The organism is Sphingomonas longa (assembly GCF_016892685.1).
In the GTDB taxonomy this organism is placed as follows: domain Bacteria; phylum Pseudomonadota; class Alphaproteobacteria; order Sphingomonadales; family Sphingomonadaceae; genus Sphingomonas; species Sphingomonas longa.
In genome coordinates, this window is sequence record NZ_JAFEMC010000002.1 from 256,590 (window position 1) to 276,874 (window position 20,285).

Here is a 20,285-nt window from a genome sequence, read left to right on the forward strand (position 1 = left end):
GCATAACCGTCAACACACTGTCTTACGCCGCGACTAGCGCCGGCTCCGACGATCCGACCCCCCGATGACGGGGGCGGACGATTGGGGAAGACGAAGCGATGACGACGATCCGCCGTGCGGCACTGATGACCGGTGCCGCCCTTGCCGTGACGATGCCCGCATTCGCCGGCGCGCAAAGGACCGCCGCACTGGCGACGACCGCCGTCGACGGGCAGGGTCCGACCGCGCCAACCGCAAAGGAGCCGCAGGCCCAGGCCGAGGGTCAGACCGAAGGACAGGACATCGTCGTCACCGGCGCGAACACGCGGTCCGTGACGCAGATCACCGGTGTGGAGATGCAGCGCGTGCTGCCCGGCGTCAGTCCGCTCCAGGCGCTCCAGACGTTGCCCGGCGTGACGTACCTGACCGCCGATCCGTGGGGCAATAACGAGCAGAACATCTCGCTCTTCATCCACGGCTTCAATGCGCAGCAGCTCGGCTATACGCTGGACGGCGTGCCGCTGGGCGACCAGACCTATGGCAATTTCAATGGCCTGTCGCCGCAGCGCGCGATCATTTCCGAAAACGTCGCGCGGGTGACGCTGGCATCGGGGGCAGGCGACCTGGGCACCGCATCGACCAGCAACCTGGGCGGCACGATCGATACCTTCTCCAGCGATCCAAAGCCCGCGTTCGGCGTGCAGTTGAACCAGACGCTGGGCAGTTACGATGCCAGCCGCCTGTACGTGCGCGTCGACACCGGCAGCTTCGGCAACGGCAACTCCGCCTATATCGCCGGCGTGCGCCAGAAGGCGCGGGCGTGGGATTTCGACGGCATTCAGGGCGGATATCAGGCCAACGCCAAGTTCGTCCACGACGACCAGAACGGCAAGCTGACGCTGTACGGCGCGTTTTCCGACAAGATCGAGCCGAACGAGGACGCGACCGTCATCACCCCGGCGAACCGCGCCACCGCTCCCTATGCGCGACCGTTCCTCTACCCTAATTTCGGCGCCGCCTTGCAGTATCTGGCATCGGGCGCGTACCGGGCCGCAGGATCGAACTATCGCAACTACTACAGCGATGCGCAGCGCACCGATTACCTCGGCTATGCCCGATACGACTGGAAGGTCGACGACCGGGTGACGTGGTCGAACACCGGATATTATCACCATAACGACGGCGTCGGCGTGGTGGCGGGGCCGATCGACGTCGCCGGCCTGCCGCGGCTGTTCTCCTTCTATTATCCGGGCCAGAACCTGACGACGGTGTTCGGCGGATCGGGCTTCGCGACGCGGACGACCGAGTACCGGATCGACCGTGGTGGCCTGATCTCCACGATCCAGCTCGCGCTCGGCGACCATCGGATCGAATTCGGCGCATGGTACGAGCATCAGAGCAGCAGCGCGTTCCGCCGCTGGTATCCGCTGCTCGTCGGCGATCCGTCGACCCCGTACGAGCGCCCGCGCGACGACCTGACCCCGCTCATCACCCAGTATCACAGCGAAATCCGGGTCGACGAGTACCAGACGCATATCCAGGACAGCTGGCGCGTGCTGCCGACGCTGACGGTACAGGCGGGCTTCAAGAGCACGTTCCAGAACGCGACGCAGCGGCTGCCGGTGCAGCCCATCCCCGGTTCCTTCACCGGATCGGTCGCGCTGCCGGTCGGCAAGCTGAACACGCATCGCGGCTTCCTGCCGCAGGTGGGTGCATTGTGGGAGGTGACCGGCGACGAGCAGGTCTTCGTCAACGCACAGAAGAACATCCGCCAGTTCCAGACGAGTGCCGCCGCCGGCCTGTCGCCCTTTGCGCTGGGCAGCCAGGGCGCGTTCGAGATCTTCCGTAACGATGTGAAGCCGGAGACGAGCTGGACCTACGAAGCCGGGCTGCGGACGCGCAGGTCGGTGTCGCTGGGGCCGATCACCGGTTTCGACGGGCAGATCAGCTATTATCACGTCGATTTCTCCGACCGGCTGCTCGGGATCAGCCCGAACCCGGTCATCACCTCGATCGTGTCGGGGGCGGCGATCCTGCAGAATGTCGGCGACGTGAAGACCGACGGTATCGACGTGGCGGGCACGTTGCGGTTCGGGTCGCACTTCTCGTTCTACGACGCGCTGTCGTACAATGTGTCGAAGTTCCAGGACGACTATACGAACGGCACCGCGCTGGTCGCGACATCGGGCAAGACGGTGCCGGGGACGCCGAAATGGCTCAACAAGTTCGTCGCGGCGGCGAATTACGACGTGTTCGACGCGCAGCTGATCGGCGACTATATCGGCAAGCGGTATGCAACCTTCACCAACGACCTGTCGGTGCCGGGATATTTCACGCTGGCGGGGCGGATCGCGGTGCGTGTTCCGCTCGACGCGGGCAGCGGGATCCGGACCGCGACGGTGAGCCTGAACGTCACGAACATCACCGACAAGAAGGCGGCGTCGACACTTTCGATCGGCGCGGCATCCGGGACGTTCAACCAGTTCCCGCTGGCCCCGCGCCAGTTTTTCGGCACGATCGCGGTGGGGTTCTGAGGATGCGCGCGAGTCTGGCGGCGCTGGCGGCGGTCCTGTTAGCGGGAGCGGGGGCACAGACGGGAGTGGCGCAGACGGGGGCGGCGCAGAGGGGAACGGCGCAGGTCGCGCCGCGCCCGCTGGTGTTCGCGCATCGCGGTGCGTCGGCGCTGCGGCCCGAGCATACGCTGGCCGCCTATGCCAAGGCGATCGAGGACGGGGCGGATTTCGTTGAGCCCGATCTGGTCGCGACCAAGGACGGCGTGCTGGTCGCCCGGCATGAGAACAACATCGTCGGCACCACCGACGTGGCGTCGCACCCGGAGTTCGCCGCACGCAAGACGGTGAAGACGATCGATGGCGAGCGGCAGGAGGGCTGGTTCACCGAGGATTTCACGCTCGCCGAGTTGAAGACGCTGCGCGCGGTCGAGCGGCTGGGGACGATCCGCACCGAAAGCCGAAGCTATGACGGGCAGTTTCAGGTCGTCACGCTGGACGAGGTGATCGACTTCGTCGCGGCGGAGGCGGCGGCGAGGGGGCGGGTGATCGGGCTGGTGCCCGAACTGAAGCATTCGACCTATTTCATGGGCATCGGGTTGCCGCTGGAGGATCGCTTCCTCGCCGTGCTGGCGGCGCATGCATACACGCGCACCGCGCCGATCGAGACCCAGTCGTTCGAGGTCGCGAACCTGAAGTATCTGCGCGGCAAGATCGGCAGATCGCCGCGCGTCAAGTTGATGCAGCTGGTCGGGGAGCCTTTCATGATCCCCGCCGACATCGCCGCCGCGAACGGCAAAACCACGTTCGGCGAACTGACGACGCGCGCCGGGTTGAAGGACATGGCGCGCTATGCCGATGTCGTCGCGCCGGCAACACGGGGCGTGATCCCGCTGGGGCCGGACGGGCGACTGGGCGCGGTATCGCCGATCGTCGCGGACGCACATGCGGCGGGGCTGCTGGTGCAGGTGTGGACGTTCCGGCCGGAGAACCGCTTCCTCGCCGCCGACTTCCGCAACGACGCGGGCGACGATGCGCGCAATCCGCAAGGGTCCGTGGCGGAAATCCGGCGGTATCTGGCGGCGGGGATCGACGGGTTCTTCACCGACGATCCGGCGCTGGGGCGGCAGGCGGTGGACGTCGGCAACCCACGATAACCGTGGTCACGATAATTGTCGGCCGGCGGATGCACCGGCAGGCGGCATTTCCCATATCGCGGGCATGACAGACGATCGCAGCAAGGGCCGTGCCGTGCCCAGTGGACGCCTCTCCCGCCTGGGTGTGTTCGGGCGACTGGCGGGCGGCGTCGCGGGCGGCGTCGCCGCGGAGGGGGCGCGCCGGCTGGCGCGGGGCGAGCGGCCGAGCATGGGCGACCTGCTGCTGACGCCGGCCAATGCGACGCGCGTCGCCGAGCAATTGTCGCATCTACGCGGCGCGGCGATGAAGCTGGGGCAAATGGTGTCGATGGACGCGGGCGACATGTTGCCTGCCGAATTGGCGACGATCCTCGCGCGGCTTCGCGACAACGCGCATCACATGCCGCCCGCGCAGCTGGACAAGGTGCTGGCGGCGGAATGGGGACGCGACTGGCGGCGGAAGTTCGCGCATTTCCAGGCGCATCCGGTCGCCGCCGCCTCGATCGGTCAGGTCCACCGCGCGCGCTTGCCGAACGGGCGCGAACTGGCAATCAAGGTTCAGTATCCGGGCGTCGCGGGCAGCATCGACGCCGATGTCGACAATGTCGCGACGCTGCTGCGCGTGTCCGGGCTGTTGCCGAAGGAACTCGATATCGCGCCGCTGCTGGGCGAGGCGAAGCGGCAGTTGAACGAGGAGGCGGATTACGAGCGCGAGGCAGGGATGCTGGCGCGGTATCGCGAGTTGATCGGCGATTCGCCCGACTTCGTGGTGCCCGCGCCGGAGCCGTCGCTGACCACGTCGCGCGTGCTGGCGATGGATTTCGTCGAGGGGGTGCCGGTCGAGACGCTGGAGACCGCGCCGCAGGACGTGCGCGACCGGGTGATGCACAACCTGATCTCGCTGGTGCTGCGCGAATTGCTCGACTGGGGGTTGATGCAGACCGATCCCAATTTCGCGAACTATCGCTGGCAGCCGGATACCGGCCGGCTGGTGCTGCTCGACTTCGGAGCGGCGCGGCCGGTCGCGGCGGAGACGGCGGCGGGGTACCGCGCGCTGCTGATGGCGGGGCTGGCGGGTGACCGCGATGCGGTGCGGGAGGCGGCGCTGGCGGTCGGGTTCCTCGGCGCGGCGGCGGTCGAGCGGCACGGGCCGCTGATCGACCGGATGATCGACGTGATCCTGGGAGAACTGAACCAGCCGGGCCCGTTCGACTTCGGCGATCGTGCCTTCGTCGGCGTACTGCGCGAGCAGGGGATGGAGGTCGCGCGCGATCGGGCGACCTGGCATTTGCCGCCCGCCGATACGCTGTTCACGCAGCGGAAGATCAGCGGCACCGCGTTGCTGGCGGCTCGGTTGAAGGCGCGGGTGGATGTCCGGGCGATGGTGGCGGGGTATCAGGTCTGAGCTGATCCTTTCCCTTTTAGGGGAGGGGGCATGGCTCAGGTCCCAGGTTTGTCCTTCAGAGCCGCCGCCAGCGATGCGGTGGCGCTGCCACGGCGGGCGGGTTTGGGTTGGCTGGCGTCGGGGGACCAGCCGGTGAGGAAGACGATGTCGATCCGCTCCCGCGTCCGGCCGTCCGGCCCCGCCGCCGCCGCGAACGCATCCGCCGCGCGGGCCAGAGCCGTGCGGGATAGCGGATGGCGTTCGGCCAGCGCGTTGCTGGCCGCCATGCCGCGCAGGTCGTCGAGCAGGCGGAACAGGTTCGGATAGCCGACGTCCAGCGTCTCGACGTCGGCGACCGGCAAGGCGAAGCCGGCGCGGACCAGCAGGTCGCCGGCGGAGCGCACGTCGATCTGCGGGTGGACGCGGGCTACCGGGCGATCCGGCTCCGCAGCGCGGAACGCGGCCTTCAGCGCCGGGAACGAGCCGGCGCCGACGAACGCCGCGAGGAACAGGCCGTCCGGGCGCAGCACGCGGCGCGCCAGCGTCAGCGCGCCCGGCAGGTCGTCGACCTGATCCAGTACCCCCGCGCTGACCACGCAGTCGAAGCTGGCGTCGGCGAAGGGCAATCGGTCCTCGTCCGCCTGCACGCCGCGGCTCGCGCGCGCGAAGGCGAAACCGGGATCGGTGCGGGCTACGCGCGCGCCGGGCGGCGCAAGGAAGCCGCCGGTCCAGCTGCCGAGATCGAGGATGTCGGTGAAGTCGCGCTTCACCGCGTCGAGACGCTCCGCCAGCCCGTCGAGCATCGCGGCGTGGACGAAGTCGTGCTCCGCGAAGCGCGACTCGGCCCGGTCGCGGTGACGGCGGCGGGCGTGGCGGTCGAAGATCGCGGGCCGGCCTTGCGATGCCGGATCGGGAGCGGGTCCGTTCATGGCCGCGGCTTGTGCGCCGGGCGGGGACGGGGGACAAGAGCGGGATGCGGGCGATCGACCTCCTGACACGACCGGTCCACGCCGTCGGCGCGCTGGCGCTGCCGTCGCGCTGTCCCGGATGCAGCGTGCCGGTGGCGGAGGATCATCGTTTCTGCGCAGCCTGCTGGGGGACGCTGCACTTCGTCGCGCCGCCGTGGTGTGCGGCGTGTCAGCGGCCGTTCGCCTATGATCGTGGGCCGGACGCGCTGTGCGCCGCGTGTCTGGCGGAGAGGCCGCGCCATGCCGGCGTCCGTGCAGCGGTGGCCTATGGCCCGGTCGCGGGGCGGATCGCGGTGCGGCTGAAGCATGGCGAGCGGATCGCCCTGGCGGAGACGATGGCGCGGCGCATGATGCGGGTGATGCCGCCGCATGCGGAGGTGATGATCCCGGTGCCGCTGCATCGCTGGCGGTTGTGGCGGCGCGGTTTCAGTCAGGCGGCGCTGATCGCCGACGCGCTGACGCGCCGCACCGGCGTGGCGCACGATCATCACGCGCTGCAACGCCGCCGTGCGACGACGCTGTTGAGAGGGCTGGGCCGGCGCGAGCGCGCGAAGCAGGTGCGAGGAGCCTTCGTCGTGACGCGGCCCGGGGTGGTGAAGGGTCGCGCGGTGGTGCTGGTCGACGACGTCTACACCACCGGCGCGACCGCGGCTGCCTGCACGGCGGCGCTGTTGAAGGCGGGTGCGCGGTCGGTGACGATCCTGTGCTGGGCACGCGTGCTGGAGGGCGACGATTGACAGCGTCGCACGCGCACCACACCTATTGATGTATGGCAAAGGTCGAAATCTACACCAAGGCGTACTGCCCCTACTGCACGCGCGCGATGAGCCTGCTGGCGAAGAAGGGGGTGGAGCCGGAGGAGCATGACATCACGATGGGCGGCCCGCGCCGTCCGGAGATGATCCAGCGCGCCAACGGTCGCACGACGGTGCCGCAGATCTTCATCGACGGGAAGCATATCGGCGGCTCCGACGATCTCGCCGCGCTCGACCGGGCAGGGGGGCTCGACCCGCTGCTGGCGGCGTGAAGATCGCGGTGGTGCAGATGACGGCGGGGATCGACCCTGCCGTCAATGCGCAGACCTTGACGACGGCCGTCGCCGATGCGGCCGCGGCGGGCGCGACGATGCTGTTCACGCCGGAGATGTCGGGCCTGATCGATCGCGACCGCGTGCGTGCGGCGGCGTCGATCGTGGCGGAGGCGGACGATCCGGTACTGGCCGCCGTGCGAGAGGCGGCGAAGGCACACGGGCTGTGGGTCCATCTCGGCTCGCTGGCGGTGCGGCGGGATGACGGGCGCTTCGCAAATCGCGGGTTCGTGATCGATGCGGAGGGCGTAATCCGCGCCCGGTACGACAAGCTGCACCTGTTCGACGTCGACCTGCCGACCGGCGAAGTGTGGCGAGAGTCGGCGGCCTATGCGCCCGGTGATACGGCCAGCGTGGTGGCGACGCCGGCAGGGATGATCGGCCTGTCGATCTGCTACGACCTGCGTTTTCCCGACCTGTATCGGGCTTTGAGCGATGCCGGCGCGACCGTGCTGGCGGTGCCGGCGGCGTTCACGCGATCGACCGGGGCGGCGCACTGGCACACCCTGTTGCGGGCGCGCGCAATCGAGGCGGGCGCGTGGGTGATAGCTGCGGCGCAGACCGGCGAGCATGCGGACGGCCGCACCACCTATGGCCATTCGCTGGTGATCGATCCGTGGGGCGAGGTGGTGCTGGACATGGGCGAGGCGGCGGGGCTGGGCTTCGCGACCCTCAACCCGGAGGCTCTGACGGCGGCGCGGTCGCGTGTGCCGGTGTTGACGCACCGTCGCCCGATCCCGCCGGTCGCGGTGGTGCGATGATCGTGCCAGACTTCCTCGTCGTGTCCGTCGCGTAAGCCGCAGACGGAATGCTCTTCGGCTGGCAATCTCCCCCGGCGTCATGGACCCCATCGTGCGCCCGTGGGTTCCCCTCCGCATGACCGACACGCGCACCGAAACCGACTCGATCGGCCCCATTGAGGTTCCCGCCGACGCCTATTGGGGGGCACAGACGGAGCGATCCCTGGAAAACTTTCCGTTCGGGGCGACCGAGCGGATGCCGATCGGCATCGTCCACGCGCTCGCGCTGGTGAAGCAGGCGGCCGCGCGCGTGAACCGGCGACACGGATTGTCGGCGGAGAAGGCCGATGCGATCGAGGCCGCGGCTTCGGAGATCGTCGCGGGCGGGCTGGACGACCAGTTCCCGCTCGTCATCTGGCAGACGGGCAGCGGCACGCAGTCGAACATGAACGTGAACGAGGTGATCGCCGGCCGCGCCAACGAAATGTTGACGGGCACACGCGGCGGCAAGTCGCCGGTGCACCCCAACGACGACGTGAACCGCGCGCAGTCCTCCAACGACAGCTTTCCGACCGCGCTGCACGTCGCGGTGGCACTGGCGGCGACGCAGCGGCTGATGCCGGCGCTGGAACGCCTGGAAGCAGCGTTGTCGGCCAAGGCGGAGGTGTGGGACGACATCGTCAAGATCGGGCGGACCCACCTTCAGGACGCGACGCCGCTAACGCTTGGTCAGGAATTTTCCGGCTATGCGCACCAGCTCTATCGCTCGAAGGCGCGGATCGAGCCGGGTATCCTGCACGGCATGACGGCGCTGGCGCAGGGCGGCACGGCGGTGGGCACGGGGCTGAACGCGCCGGAAGGCTTTGCGGAGGATTTCGCCCGCGAGATGGCGGACCTGACCGGGCTGCCGTTCCGCACCGCCGAGAACAAGTTCGAGGCGCTGGCATCGAACGATCCGCTGGTCCACGTCTCGGGCACGCTCAACACGCTGGCGGTCGCGCTGATGAAGATCGCCAACGACATCCGCCTGCTGGGATCGGGGCCACGCTCCGGCTTCGGGGAACTCGACCTGCCCGCAAACGAGCCGGGCAGTTCGATCATGCCGGGCAAGGTCAACCCGACCCAGTGCGAGATGCTGACGATGGTCGCGGCGCAGGTGATGGGAAACCACGTCGCGGTGACGGTCGGCGGGATGCAGGGGCATCTGGAACTCAACGTCTTCAAGCCGCTGATCGGCGCGGCGGTGCTGCGGTCGATCCATCTGCTGAGCGTCGGCATGGACAGCTTCGCCGAACGCTGCGTCGATGGGCTGGAGCCGAACCGCGAACGCATCACCGAACTCGTCGGTCGATCGCTGATGCTCGTCACCGCGCTCGCGCCCGAAATCGGGTACGACCATGCGGCGAAGATCGCCAAGCACGCGCATGAACATGGCCAGACGTTGCGGGAAGCGGGATTGGAACTCGGGCTGGTCGATGCCGACACGTTCGACCGGGTCGTGCGCGCGGAGGATATGCTCGGCCGCTGACGGAACCTTCCGCCGCTCCTCGCGCTTCATCGACGAGAAGGAGATGCTTACGTGAGTGCAACGACAATCGGTGCCCTGGTCGGCGGCGCGATCGACGCGATGAGCGGCGACGACGGTGCTGCCGATGGCGCCATCAAGGGCGCGATCGCAGCCAACGTGCTCAAGGTCGTGGTACCCCTGGCGATCACCTACGCGATCGGTTGGGCGGTATTGCGCGGCATCGGCGAACTCAAGGACCTCGCATTCGGAGAGATGGAATGATCGGACGGATTATCGGTGCGCTCGTCGGGCGCGAGATCGATCGGCGCGACGGACGCGGCGGCGTGAAGGGTGCGGCGCTCGGGGCGCTGGCGGTCGGCGGCCTGCGCCGCATGGGTCCGCTCGGCATGCTGCTGGGTGGCGGTTATGTCGCGAAGAAGGCGTATGACCGCCGGCGCGCCGGTCGCGTCTAAGCGCCGGCCTGCCACGCGCTGATCGCCTCGACGGGGACGATCAGCGCGATCAGGTTCAATGTCAAATTGTCGCGGATGACGAGAGCCAGACCGACCTCCAGCGTCAACACGATCGCGACGGACATCGCCACCGGCAGGCGCGACGCCAGCCAGAAACCGAATATCATGCAGCCGATATCGGCGAACGAGTTCAACACGCTGTCCCCGGTATAGCCCAGCGCCAACGTCGTCGCCCGATAGCGGTCGATCACCATCGGCGTGTTTTCGGCGATCTCCCACGCAGCTTCCAAACCGACCGCCATCACGAGTTTCGCGCTGAGCGGCCAGCGCCGGAGCGCCGTCGACGCCGCGGCGTAGAAGATCAGGCCGTGCACGACATGCGTGAAGCTGTACCAGTCGGTCAGTTGTTGACTGTTCCGATCCGACTGCACTTCGCCATGCCAAAGAGCGACATGGCCGCACCGGCAGATCAGCGTCCGCCCCATCGCCAGCAGCGACGCCGCCGCGATCGTCAGGACCGCAGCGATCGCGATGCCGGATTTCGCCGCGATGCAGCGACCAATGCTTGACGCCTGCGCCACCGGCACGGCACTAGCGGGCATGGATCACGCCGCCAACCTCGGGCTGATGCCCGATCCGCATCACCTGAAGCGTCGCGGCGTCTTGTTCGTGCTGTCGTCGCCGTCGGGCGCGGGCAAATCCACGATCGCGCGCAAGCTGCTGGCCGCGGAGCCGGAGCTGGAAATGTCGGTGTCCGTCACGACCCGCAAGCCGCGCGTCGGCGAGGTCGACGGCAAGGATTACCATTTCGTCGATCTGGAAGAGTTTCGGCGGATGGCGGCGGACGACGAGTTCCTCGAATGGGCGCACGTCTTCGACAACCGCTACGGTACGCCGCGCGCGCAGGTCGACGCGATGCTGACCGCGGGCAAGGACGTGCTGTTCGACATCGACTGGCAGGGCGCGCAACAGCTATTCCAGATCGCCGGCGGCGATGTCGTCCGCGTCTTCATCTTCCCACCGTCGATGGCCGAGCTGCGTCAACGGCTGGAGCGCCGTGCGACCGATGCGGTGGAGGTGATCGACGCGCGCATGGCACGGGCGGCGAACGAGGTCAGCCACTGGGACGGGTATGACTATGTCCTCGTCAACGACGATGTCGAGGCATGCTTCGCGGGCGTGAAGACCATCTTGGCGGCCGAGCGGCTGAAGCGGTCGCGCCAGACCGGCCTGATCGGGTTCATCCGTAAGCTGACCCGCTGAGTCGTCGTCGCGCGGCGTCGGCAATGGCGGGGCGCCGGCCGCTGCTCTGCAAGCCTTCGACGATCGCCTGCTGATCCGGTATCTTCTGTTCGATGACGCATTGCAACCCGAGCCCGTCGAATCCCTTGACGCTCGCCGCGGGGGCCACGACGACGAGGCGTTCCGCTATGCCGTCGGCGGATCGACGGTCCACGATCAGGCGCTGTCCGAAGCGATAGTCACCGGTCGAGTTCATGACGTGCATCGTCGCATCGACGATCGACACCGTGATGCCGGTGCTCGTATGGCCGGCCGCGGCCATCACCTCACCGCTCTGCGCCTCGAAGTCATATTCCAGATACACGGCACCCTTGATGTGCCCGGCGCGGCGGATCGGCGCGACGAAGACCAGCACCTTGCGGTTGTCGGAATACGGGTTCTCCCACACCGCGTCGGTGAACCAGTCCTCGTCCGGGGCCGCCGCCATCGCGTGCTCATATTGCGGCATGCCGCGCAGGTTGACCGCCCGGACTCCCGTGTTGGCATGGGCGCAGACGACGACATTGCCCTTGTCGTCGACGACGAAGGCGTTGATGAAATAGGGCGAAAATCGCAGCAGGGCGCGGAGTCTCTCCAGCGCCTGCGCTTCGGCCGCCGGGTTGAGGCGGGCGCTGGTGACCCCGGCGGTGATCGCCGGATCGGTCGCGAGCATGCGAACGTCGATCGATCGGTCGTGGATCGACCGCGTGACGCCCTGCATAATCGACTGGGCAAGCTCGGCCAGCCGGGCGCCCTCGACCTCCGAAACCAGTTCGTCCGCGATGACCTCGCCCTGCGCCAGCCGCACCAGAAAGTCTTCGCGAAAGGCAGCGGCGGCGGTGCCGGCCTGCATCGCCAGCGACTTCACTTCCTGCGCGACCACGGAGAAGCCGCGCCCACTCGGCCCCGCACGCGCCGCCTCGATCGTCGCGTTCAGCGCGAGCAGGTTGGTCCGCTCGGCAATCGCTTCATTGCTGTTGGCGTAGCGGGTCACTTCCTCGCGGAGCATCGTCAGCAGCGATTGGATACGGCGCGGCATGAGCTAGCAAACGGATGCAAAGGCGAAAATCATCATTCATAGGTAAATAGGAACGACCTAAACAAAGGTAAAGACCATCTTGACCAACAGGGTTTACTCCGTCGCGGCGACCATAAACGCATTAGCGGCATCGTATTCCCTGCGACGGGCCGTCGTGGCGGCGGCCGCGAGCGCATCCACGCCCCAGCATTCGATCTGCCATGTCTCATCGATCATGGCGGCATCCCAGACGGCGTCGGGCGTCATCACACGCTCCGCCAGAGCCAGCGCCAGGATCAGCGATCCGGTGATCGTCACGATGGGCGACAATGCCGCCAGAACCCACGCATCGCGCGTCGCGATCGCCTCGGCCAATCGCGTCACGGTCGGCTCGGGTTGAGCGATCGGCACGACGCCGGCGGTGACCTCGAAATGCACGCCGTAGCGTCGCGCCGCCCATGCCAGCGGCGGGTCCCAAGCCGCCGCCTGCCGCGCGATGAGGGGGGGCGGCGCCTCCGCCCGGTAGTAGAGCAGATCGCTCTGCCCGTATCGCGCAAGCCCGGCGGCGAAGGTGAGCGGGTCCGGCGCGATCCGGTCGATTGCGGCATTCGCAAGCCCGGTCAGCGGCATGCGGCGCGGGTCGAGCGTGCCCTCCACCGCGCGCCACTCGTCCGCGACCGCCTCCGCCAGGGCATCGGTGGGAAGCAGCAACGGGACGCGACCCGGGGTGCGCACCGGCTTTCCGTCGAGCGCGATGCTACGATCGGCGACGGTGACCTCCGTCCAGAAGCGCTTCAACGGTCGCTCCGCCACTTCTGTGCGAGGCCGCGTGGTACGGTCGCGATCATCGCCATCGCCGACAGCACGATCGCAAAGCCCAGAATGCGCGGCGGCAGCAGGTCGGACCGGCCCATCAGAACGAGCCCGAAGATCGCGCCCGCCACGCCGCTGATCTCGACCGCGCGGATGATGTAGTAACGGCGGCGGGCGAGGGCATCCGGATCGGTCATGCCAGCATCCCCGGCAGGTCGGAGGCATGCCGCGCAATGACATCGGCGCCCGCGGCGGCAAGATCGTCGACGCTATGATAGCCCCAGGCGACGCCCACCGCGCGGCATCCCGCCGCCCGCGCCATCGCCATGTCGAAACTCGTGTCGCCGATCATCGCGCTATCCTGCGCCAGTGCGCCCGCCTCGTCCATCGCAGCGATCAGCATCGACGGGTCCGGCTTCGACGGATGCCGGTCCGCGGTCTGGAGGGTGGCGAAGCGATCGGCGATACCGTGCGCGGCGAGCACGTGCGCCAGACCGCGGTCCGACTTGCCCGTCGCGACGCCCAGCAGCCAGCCTTGCTCGACCAGCGTCATGAGGATGTCGGCGATGCCTTCGAACAGCGGCTCCGGATCGAGGCCGCCGGTCTGGCGCAGATCGTGGAACGCAGCCTTGTAGTCGTGCGCGAGACGCCGGTGTGCAGCGTCGTCGGCCTCCGGCATCAGCGCCTGCATCGCCTCGACCAAGCTCAGTCCTACGATCCGCCGCGTGTCCGCGAGCGCGGGTGGGGTAAGGCCGGACGCGCGGAACGCCGCGTCCATAGCGCGGCCGATATTGGCTTGGCTGTCGACGAGCGTTCCGTCACAGTCGAAAATGGCGAGGCGGGTTGTCATTGGGGTTGGGCGTTCATCATGTTGGCGAGGTCGATCTTGCCGGCGTTCCGAAGCCCGGCGATCACGCCTGCCCGATCGGCGGCAGACTTGTTCTGGCTCAATTTGCAGGTCGACCTGATATCATCGATCGCCAGCTCGAAGCCGCAAATCCCACCGAGCATCCTGGTGAATAACGTCGGGTCCATCTTCGAGCGCGCCCACGGCGCTCGCGGGTTGACGAGCGCTTCATGCGTCAAGGCGAGTACGTCGAGTTGTTCGATCAAGGCAGCTTCGTCCAGTCGGGTACAACTACCCTCGATTTCTATCGCTTCGTAATTCCAGGTGGGGACCTGATCGAGAGGGGCGGCGTACCAATTGGGGCTGATGTAGGAGTCGGGACCGGTGACGCTTGCCAGAACTCGCGTGCCGTCTAGCCGGTCCGACACGCGGTTTGCACGCGCGACGTGGAATCGCAGTCGTTCGCCGTGGCGAGTCACTGGCGCATGAACCATGCAGGGAAGGTCCCCCGCGACGAACACCGCGGCGAAGCCGATTTCCGCCACGCGCGCGAGCAGATCGCCATCGCCGCGGAATGCCGGGTTTGGGTGCACTACTCCCGCGTTCCCCGGCCGCGTCGTTCGCCGCGGCGTTCCTTGCGGACGGATTTCGCGTGCGCCTTCGCCCGCTGCTTCAGCACCGCTTTCGGCGGTGGGCCCTTGTCCTCGTCCAGCTTCAGCGCGTCGCCCAGTGACTCGTCGAAGCCGAGGCTCGCCAGCGACTCGCGGAAATGGGTCGGCAGGTCCGCGACCTCGTCGATGCGGCCGCCGTCGGGGTGGTCGACGCGAATGCGGCGGGCGTGGAGGTGCATCTTGCGGCTGATCCCACCGGTCAGGAACGCCGCGGGGCCGCCATATTTGCCGTCGCCGACGATCGGATGGCCGATCGCGGCCATGTGCACGCGCAGCTGGTGCGTGCGGCCGGTGAAGGGTTGCAGCTCGACCCAGGCGCAGCGATTGCCGGCGCGTTCGATGACACGGTAGCGGGTGCGCGCCGGGCTGCCATTCTCCTCGTCGATCGCCATTTTCTCGCCGCCGGTGCCCGGCTGCTTGCCGATCGGCAGGTCGATCGTGCCGTCGTCGATCGAGGGAACGTCGACGACCAGCGCCCAGTAAACCTTGCGCGCGGTGCGGCTGCTGAACGCCTTGGCGAAGAAGGCGGCGGCGCGGCTGGTGCGGGCGATCAGCAGCGCGCCCGACGTGTCCTTGTCGAGGCGGTGGACCAGCTTCGGCCGACCCTCGGCATCGCCCTGCAACGCGTCGAGCAGCCCGTCGACATGCACCTCGGTCTTGGTGCCGCCCTGCGTGGCGAGGCCGGGCGGCTTGTTGAGGACGATCCCCTGAAAGTCGCGGTGGATGACCATCTCCTCCGCAAAGGCGATCTGGTCCGGCGACAGCGGCGCACGCTCCTTCTTCGGGCGGGCGGCGGGCGCATCGGGAGCGCGCTCCGGCTCCGGCGGTGGGACTCGCAGGATCTGGCCGGCGGCGATGCGGTCGCCCGGCGTCGCGCGCGATCCGTCGACGCGAAGCTGGCCGGTGCGCGCCCATTTGGCGACGGTGGTGAAGCTCGTCTCCGGCAGATGGCGCTTGAACCAGCGATCGAGACGGATGCCGTCGTCGTCATAGCCGACGGTGAACTGGCGGACGGTGTCGGTCATGCGGCGGCTCCGATCCGGGCGACTGCGAGGCCGGCGACGAGGGCGGCGATCGACCCGACGATGGACAGCAGCAGATAGCCGAGCGCGACGCCCGGCTGCCCACGCTCGACCAGCGTCACGACATCGAGCGAGAAGGACGAGAAGGTCGTGAAGCCGCCAAGCACGCCGACGCCGAGCAGCAGCCGCCACGGCTCGTTGCCGCCGCTGCGCGATAGCACGCCTGCGAGCAGCCCCATCAGGAGGCCGCCGACGATGTTGACGCTCAGCGTGCCGGCGGGAAAGTCGGGTCCGAACGCGGCCAGCGTGGCGCGTCCGGTCAGGTGCCGCGCACCCGATCCGAGCGCACCGCCAAGCATGACGAGAAGGAGGGAGTTCATGTCGCCCGCCCTAGTCGTTCCGCGCGTCGGCGGCAAACCGGCGTCGTCAGGTGCCCGCGTTGGCGACCAGATCGACCTCGGTGCCACCGCCCGCGCGGGGACTGGCGTAGACGACATAGGCCGCGTCGCCACGCGTGCCGGCGAGGACATGCTGTTTGCCATCGACCTTGTGCTCGGCCGAATAGCCGCCGGCGGTCGCGCGGGTGTAGTACCAGTCGAGCACGCGATCGAGCGGTGCGGTGCTGGCGAACGTCACGACGCGCAGCGCACAGCCGTCGCGGCTGGCTCCGGCCGCTTCCAGGACGCGCGCGTCGGGATAGAGGGGGATCGCTGCGGGCAGGCGGTTCGCCCATCCCGCCGAATAAGCGACTTTCGCGGCGCACGAGCCTTGCGAGCCCTGCCTGCCCGCGAGGGCACCCAGCGTCATCGCGCCGTCCCTAGTGCGGCATTCGGGGCAGTCGGCGGTCGGCGCAGGGGCTTTGCGAAGCGTCTTCGGGTCGACCCTGTCGTCCGTCCTGGCGATGTCGGCCGGCGGCACCGCGCGCGGATCGGGGCGGTTGGGCGGACGAACGGCGTTCGCGTTCGATCCTTGCGTCAGCGCCGGGTCGACCATGATCTGATCCGCCAGCGACGCGGTCAGCGCGGGATCGCGCCCCGCGGCGTTACCCTGCGTTAGTTCCTTGTCGAGACTGTCGAGGTCCTGCTGCGAGGCAGGCTGCTTGCTACAGCCGGCCAGCGCGGCGAGCAGGGCGATGGAGGCGAGAATCCGGGTCACGCCCACCGGCATGGGCGCCGACCGTTAACGAAGCGTCAACGAAGATGGTTGATGCGGAGCCAGCCGTCCGGCCGTCCCGGAACGGGACGCTTGTGCGGGCGTCGCGATCACCCCATGTTCGCGCCCATGCTGAACATCGTATCCGTGCTGATCGGTCTCGTCACCCTGGTGCTGGGCCTGATCGCGTTCGTGCCGCTTCTCGGCTGGATGAACTGGCTGGTGATCCCGATCGGGATCGTCGGCGCGGCGGTGGGGGCAATGTCGTCGTCGAACGGCGGCCGCAACCTGAACATCGTGCTCATCATCATCTTCGCAATCCGGCTGTCGCTGGGCGGCGGCATCTTCTGATACGAAAAGGGGCCGGCGGACCGGCCCCTTCCTGATCTCGCAGAGGCGCGAGGATCAGCGGCAGACCACCTGACCGCGATCGACCGACTGGCCGAGCAGGGCGCCACCGCCCGCGCCGATCAGCGTGCCAAGCAGGCGCGAACCGCCACCGGCGATGATGTTGCCGAGCGCACCGCCCGCGAGCCCACCGACGATCAGGCCTGTCGTGCCGTCGTTGCGGCGACAGTAATACCGCCCGTTGCCGCCGCGATAGATGCGGTCGTTGCGGCCAAGGCGGCGCGGCTGGTAATAGCTGCCGTCGCGGTAGTAGCGATCCGCGTAATAGGTGCGCTGACCCCGCTCGAACCGGTTATAGTCGTAGTTGCGATAGCCGCGCCAGTCGCGCGCATCCTGACGACGGTCCTTGCGAATGTCGCGCAAGTCCTCGCGGCGATCCTTGCGCGCGTCGCGGACCTCGTCGCGATATTCGCGGCGGGCGTCGCGCACGTCGCGTCGGCTGTCGGCGTTCCGTACATCGCGCTGATAGTCGCGCTGCGCATCGCGGACTTCGTTGCGGTATTCACGGTTGGCCTGATAACGATTGTCCTGCGCCATGACCGGCATGGCCGTAAAGGTAGTTGAAGCCAGTACGGCCGACATGATGGCGATACGCATGAAATACTCTCCGTCTTGTGACGTGGATTAAACCGTCCCGCCAGCTTTGTAGTTGCGTGAACCGAAAACTACGTCGCGTTCACTTGGCCGACAGTTCGTGGAAGGTTCACAGACGCAGAAAGGGGCGCCGCGACTGTATCGCGACGCCCCTTTCGTGTCGGTCACACCTTAGCGGCAGCGCTTGTTGCTGCTGCCCCGATCGATCTCGCGGCCGGCGAGGGCGCCGGCGGCGGCACCACCCAGCGTACCGATCGTGCGATCGCCGCGGGTATCGATCGTGCGGCCGAGCAGGGCGCCGGCAACGCCGCCGACGACCAGACCGGTGGTGCCGTTCGGCTTGCGGCAACGGACGCGGCCACGATCGTCGCGCCACTCGCGATACTTATACCGGCGCTGCGCGTCGGCCGTGCTGACCGTCACCATCAGGCTGGGTGCGACCATCGCGGCGCATCCCAGTGCGAGCATCATCTTACGCATTTTACACTCCCTCTCGAAAAGTACGCAGCCGAAACGTCCTCCGGGGCAAGGCGGTTGCATGAACGGAAAACAACGGTCGGGTTCGTTCCCGTTCAGGAACGAATTATCCCCATGATCCACGTTATCCACAGGCTGTGGATGATCGCCGGTTGCCGGTGGCCCGGATGCTTTATAGGCGGGCGGCATGTTGCCGCCCGTCCTCTCCGCACCCGTCATCCCGCCGATCGCGCCGTGGGTCGACTTGGCGGGGCTGGCGGTGTTCGCGGCATCCGGCGCACTGGCGGCGGCGAAGCGGCAGCAGACGTTCGTGACGCTGGCGTTCTTCGCGCTCATCACCGGTGTCGGCGGCGGCACGATGCGCGACCTGTTGATCGATGCGCCGGTGTTCTGGGTCCACGACGCGCGCGTGGCGGCGCTGTGCCTGTTCGTGGCGGTCGTGATCTGGGTGACGCCGCAACGCTGGTGGTCCGACACCGCGCTGGCATGGTTCGATGCGGTCGGGCTGGCGGCCTACGCCGTCTACGGCGCGGCGAAGGCGATCGGGTACGGGGTGCCCCCGGTGCCGGCCGCGGTTATGGGCGTGCTGACCGCGTGCGTCGGCGGCATCATCCGCGACGTGCTGGCAGGCGAGCCCTCGATCCTGATGCGGCCGGAACTGTACGTGACCGCCGCGGCGCTGGCGTCCGGCCTGTTCGTGACGCTCGTGCAGTTCGATACGCCGATCACGGCGGCGGCGGTGATCGCCGCATCGGCCGGGTTCGCGCTGCGCGCGGCGGCGCTCAGGTGGCGACTGGCGCTGCCGGCGTATGGAGGTGACGCATGACCGACCCCGTGGTGATCGTCGGTGGCGGGTTCAGCGGCACGCTGCTCGCCATCAACCTGCTGCGCTTCGGTGGACCGGACGCCGTGCTGGTAGAGCGTGCCGGCGACCGGATCGCACGCGGCGTAGCCTACAGCGCGACCGAGTCGGCCCACCTGCTCAACGTGCGCGCCGCCGGGATGAGCGCGTTTCCCGACGATCCCGGCCATTTCGTAAAGTGGCTGGAGGCCCGCGATGCGGGGGGTGCGCAGGCCTTCGTGCCGCGGCTCCTGTATGGGGCGTACCTGCGCGAGACGCTGGACTCGGTTCGCGATGCGCGGCTGAGGCTGATCGAGGGCGATGTCGTGGACCTCGGTGCGGACGGCGTGATGCTGGCGGACGGTCGTCGCATCGCCGCGGAGAGCGTCGTGTTGGCGACGGGCAACCTGCCGCCGCACACGCCGCCGGGAGTCGATCCGACACTGCTGACGAAGGGCAGTTATATCGACGATCCGTGGCGATCGCGCCCGGGCGAGGGGCTGGGTGCGGACGACAGCGTCATCCTGCTCGGCACCGGCCTGACCGCGATCGACGTCGCGCTGCAGCTCGACGCGAGCGGCTTTGCCGGCTCCATCGTAGCAATGTCGCGACGGGGCCTGCGACCGCGGCGGCACCGCGACGGCTTGCCCCCGCCACAGGGCGAGACGGACCTGCCCGGCGTGCCGCTGTCGGGGATCGTCCGGCAACTGCGCGAGAAGGCGGCGACGGACGGGTGGCGCGCGGCGGTCGATGCAATGCGTCCCATCACGCAGCGGCTGTGGTCGGCCAGCGACGCCGCCACGCGCAAGCGCTTCCTGCGCCACGTCCGCCCGTTCTGGGACGTGCATCGCCACCGCCTCGCGCCGGCGGTCGCCGATCGCATCGACGCGCTGGTCGAGAGCGGCCGACTGCGCTTCGTCGCGGGCAAGGTCGCGAAGGTCGAGGCGGACGGCGAAGGCGTGTGCCTCCACTGGCGTCCGCGCCATGGCGACGCGGTAGGGACGCTTCGCGCGGCGCGTATCGTCAACTGCACGGGGCCGCAGGGCGACCTGACGCGGACTGACGACACGCTGCTGCGGACGCTGGCCGGGCGTGGAGCGATCCGGCCCGATCCGTTGCGGCTGGGCATCGACGTCGATGCGCAATCGCGCGTCGTCGATCGATGCGGGCAGGCGCAGGACGGGCTCTGCTGCATCGGGCCGATGACGCGGGGCGGGCTGTGGGAGGTCGTGGCGGTGCCCGACATCCGGCGACAGGCGTGGGATCTGGCGCGGCGGTTGAGCCACGCGCAATGGGTCGGCGGCGAGGGGCTGTAGCGCGACTCCGTTGCGCAGCCGGTCCGGCCGCCCTATCTCCAGGCCACTACGCCGCATCACG

At 68.4% G+C, this 20,285-nt stretch carries 25 protein-coding genes; 13 read left to right on the forward strand and 12 right to left on the reverse strand.

Going from position 1 to position 20,285, the window contains the following annotated elements; translation table 11 throughout:
* Positions 1–98 precede the first annotated feature (98 nt).
* The 3 genes from ILT43_RS07295 (at position 99) to ILT43_RS07305 (ending at position 5,030) form a co-directional block, all read left to right on the forward strand.
* Positions 99–2,513 carry a TonB-dependent receptor gene (locus tag ILT43_RS07295; protein WP_204197466.1) on the forward strand — a complete coding sequence of 805 codons (2,415 nt, stop codon included), beginning with the start codon at positions 99–101 and terminating at the stop codon, positions 2,511–2,513.
* A 2-nt stretch (positions 2,514–2,515) separates the two neighbouring features.
* On the forward strand, positions 2,516–3,646 hold the full coding sequence (locus ILT43_RS07300) for a glycerophosphodiester phosphodiesterase (protein ID WP_204197467.1): 1,131 nt from the start codon (positions 2,516–2,518) through the stop codon (positions 3,644–3,646).
* 64 nt (positions 3,647–3,710) lie between these two features.
* Positions 3,711–5,030, forward strand: a complete 1,320-nt coding sequence (locus ILT43_RS07305) for an ABC1 kinase family protein (protein WP_204197468.1) — start codon at positions 3,711–3,713, stop codon at positions 5,028–5,030.
* A 35-nt stretch (positions 5,031–5,065) separates the two neighbouring features.
* Here ILT43_RS07305 and ILT43_RS07310 read toward each other — a convergent pair whose 3' ends face one another.
* Positions 5,066–5,938: a class I SAM-dependent methyltransferase gene (locus ILT43_RS07310; RefSeq protein ID WP_204197469.1), complete on the reverse strand. Its 873-nt coding sequence runs from the start codon at positions 5,936–5,938 to the stop codon at positions 5,066–5,068.
* A gap of 44 nt (positions 5,939–5,982) precedes the next feature.
* Here ILT43_RS07310 and ILT43_RS07315 point away from each other — a divergent pair, with 44 nt between their 5' ends.
* The 6 genes from ILT43_RS07315 (at position 5,983) to ILT43_RS07340 (ending at position 9,784) form a co-directional block, all read left to right on the forward strand.
* On the forward strand, positions 5,983–6,714 hold the full coding sequence (locus ILT43_RS07315; RefSeq protein ID WP_204197470.1) for a ComF family protein: 732 nt from the start codon (positions 5,983–5,985) through the stop codon (positions 6,712–6,714).
* Between the two features lie 32 nt (positions 6,715–6,746).
* The gene (grxC, locus tag ILT43_RS07320; protein WP_204197471.1) at positions 6,747–7,004 is read left to right on the forward strand and encodes a glutaredoxin 3; all 258 of its coding nucleotides are present in this window, start codon (positions 6,747–6,749) and stop codon (positions 7,002–7,004) included.
* Complete coding sequence (locus tag ILT43_RS07325) at positions 7,001–7,825, forward strand: nitrilase-related carbon-nitrogen hydrolase (protein ID WP_204197472.1); 825 nt, start codon at positions 7,001–7,003, stop codon at positions 7,823–7,825. The genes grxC and ILT43_RS07325 overlap by 4 nt, the downstream gene beginning before the upstream one ends.
* Positions 7,826–7,940: 115 nt before the next feature.
* Complete coding sequence (fumC, locus tag ILT43_RS07330; protein WP_204197473.1) at positions 7,941–9,332, forward strand: class II fumarate hydratase; 1,392 nt, start codon at positions 7,941–7,943, stop codon at positions 9,330–9,332.
* 51 nt (positions 9,333–9,383) lie between these two features.
* Positions 9,384–9,593 (forward strand): hypothetical protein, encoded by a 210-nt coding sequence (locus ILT43_RS07335; protein ID WP_204197474.1) that lies wholly within the window; start codon positions 9,384–9,386, stop codon positions 9,591–9,593.
* Positions 9,590–9,784, forward strand: coding sequence for a hypothetical protein (locus ILT43_RS07340; RefSeq protein ID WP_204197475.1), 195 nt, complete (start codon positions 9,590–9,592; stop codon positions 9,782–9,784). Before ILT43_RS07335 ends, ILT43_RS07340 begins: the two co-directional genes overlap by 4 nt.
* Here ILT43_RS07340 and ILT43_RS07345 read toward each other — a convergent pair.
* A complete protein-coding gene (locus tag ILT43_RS07345) occupies positions 9,781–10,386 on the reverse strand; it encodes a DUF2585 family protein (protein ID WP_204197476.1) in 606 nt (201 codons plus the stop codon). The genes ILT43_RS07340 and ILT43_RS07345 overlap by 4 nt on opposite strands.
* On the opposite strand from ILT43_RS07345, the gene gmk reads away from it, so the two are divergent.
* Positions 10,385–11,047: a guanylate kinase gene (gmk, locus tag ILT43_RS07350; protein ID WP_239474212.1), complete on the forward strand. Its 663-nt coding sequence runs from the start codon at positions 10,385–10,387 to the stop codon at positions 11,045–11,047. The two genes, ILT43_RS07345 and gmk, sit on opposite strands and share 2 nt — an antisense overlap.
* Here gmk and ILT43_RS19680 read toward each other — a convergent pair.
* From ILT43_RS19680 to ILT43_RS07390, 8 genes are all read right to left on the reverse strand, one after another.
* Complete coding sequence (locus tag ILT43_RS19680) at positions 11,025–12,104, reverse strand: cache domain-containing protein (protein WP_211534413.1); 1,080 nt, start codon at positions 12,102–12,104, stop codon at positions 11,025–11,027. The genes gmk and ILT43_RS19680 overlap by 23 nt on opposite strands.
* A gap of 93 nt (positions 12,105–12,197) precedes the next feature.
* Complete coding sequence (locus tag ILT43_RS07360; RefSeq protein WP_204197477.1) at positions 12,198–12,881, reverse strand: ATP12 family chaperone protein; 684 nt, start codon at positions 12,879–12,881, stop codon at positions 12,198–12,200.
* Positions 12,878–13,093 (reverse strand): hypothetical protein, encoded by a 216-nt coding sequence (locus tag ILT43_RS07365; protein WP_204197478.1) that lies wholly within the window; start codon positions 13,091–13,093, stop codon positions 12,878–12,880. The genes ILT43_RS07360 and ILT43_RS07365 overlap by 4 nt, the downstream gene beginning before the upstream one ends.
* Positions 13,090–13,746, reverse strand: coding sequence for an HAD-IA family hydrolase (locus tag ILT43_RS07370; RefSeq protein WP_204197479.1), 657 nt, complete (start codon positions 13,744–13,746; stop codon positions 13,090–13,092). Before ILT43_RS07370 ends, ILT43_RS07365 begins: the two co-directional genes overlap by 4 nt.
* A complete protein-coding gene (locus ILT43_RS07375) occupies positions 13,743–14,288 on the reverse strand; it encodes an FMN-binding negative transcriptional regulator (RefSeq protein ID WP_204197480.1) in 546 nt (181 codons plus the stop codon). The genes ILT43_RS07370 and ILT43_RS07375 overlap by 4 nt, the downstream gene beginning before the upstream one ends.
* A 47-nt stretch (positions 14,289–14,335) precedes the next feature.
* The gene (locus tag ILT43_RS07380; RefSeq protein ID WP_204197481.1) at positions 14,336–15,439 is read right to left on the reverse strand and encodes an RluA family pseudouridine synthase; all 1,104 of its coding nucleotides are present in this window, start codon (positions 15,437–15,439) and stop codon (positions 14,336–14,338) included.
* Positions 15,436–15,816, reverse strand: a complete 381-nt coding sequence (gene crcB, locus ILT43_RS07385; protein ID WP_204197482.1) for a fluoride efflux transporter CrcB — start codon at positions 15,814–15,816, stop codon at positions 15,436–15,438. The genes ILT43_RS07380 and crcB overlap by 4 nt, the downstream gene beginning before the upstream one ends.
* 46 nt (positions 15,817–15,862) lie before the next feature.
* The gene (locus ILT43_RS07390; protein ID WP_204197483.1) at positions 15,863–16,591 is read right to left on the reverse strand and encodes a hypothetical protein; all 729 of its coding nucleotides are present in this window, start codon (positions 16,589–16,591) and stop codon (positions 15,863–15,865) included.
* Positions 16,592–16,717: 126 nt separating this feature from the next.
* On the opposite strand from ILT43_RS07390, the gene ILT43_RS07395 reads away from it, so the two are divergent.
* Positions 16,718–16,939, forward strand: a complete 222-nt coding sequence (locus ILT43_RS07395; protein WP_204197484.1) for a hypothetical protein — start codon at positions 16,718–16,720, stop codon at positions 16,937–16,939.
* A gap of 54 nt (positions 16,940–16,993) precedes the next feature.
* Here the strand turns inward: ILT43_RS07395 and ILT43_RS07400 are convergent, their stop codons facing one another.
* Positions 16,994–17,593, reverse strand: coding sequence for a glycine zipper 2TM domain-containing protein (locus ILT43_RS07400; RefSeq protein WP_204197485.1), 600 nt, complete (start codon positions 17,591–17,593; stop codon positions 16,994–16,996).
* Between the two features lie 168 nt (positions 17,594–17,761).
* A complete protein-coding gene (locus ILT43_RS07405; protein WP_055841471.1) occupies positions 17,762–18,070 on the reverse strand; it encodes a glycine zipper 2TM domain-containing protein in 309 nt (102 codons plus the stop codon).
* Between the two features lie 184 nt (positions 18,071–18,254).
* Between ILT43_RS07405 and ILT43_RS07410 the strand changes: the two genes are divergently transcribed.
* Together ILT43_RS07410 and ILT43_RS07415 are read left to right on the forward strand one after the other, a co-directional pair.
* Positions 18,255–18,893: a trimeric intracellular cation channel family protein gene (locus ILT43_RS07410; RefSeq protein ID WP_204197486.1), complete on the forward strand. Its 639-nt coding sequence runs from the start codon at positions 18,255–18,257 to the stop codon at positions 18,891–18,893.
* A complete protein-coding gene (locus ILT43_RS07415) occupies positions 18,890–20,224 on the forward strand; it encodes an FAD/NAD(P)-binding protein (protein ID WP_204197487.1) in 1,335 nt (444 codons plus the stop codon). Before ILT43_RS07410 ends, ILT43_RS07415 begins: the two co-directional genes overlap by 4 nt.
* The last annotated feature ends 61 nt before the right edge of the window (positions 20,225–20,285 follow it).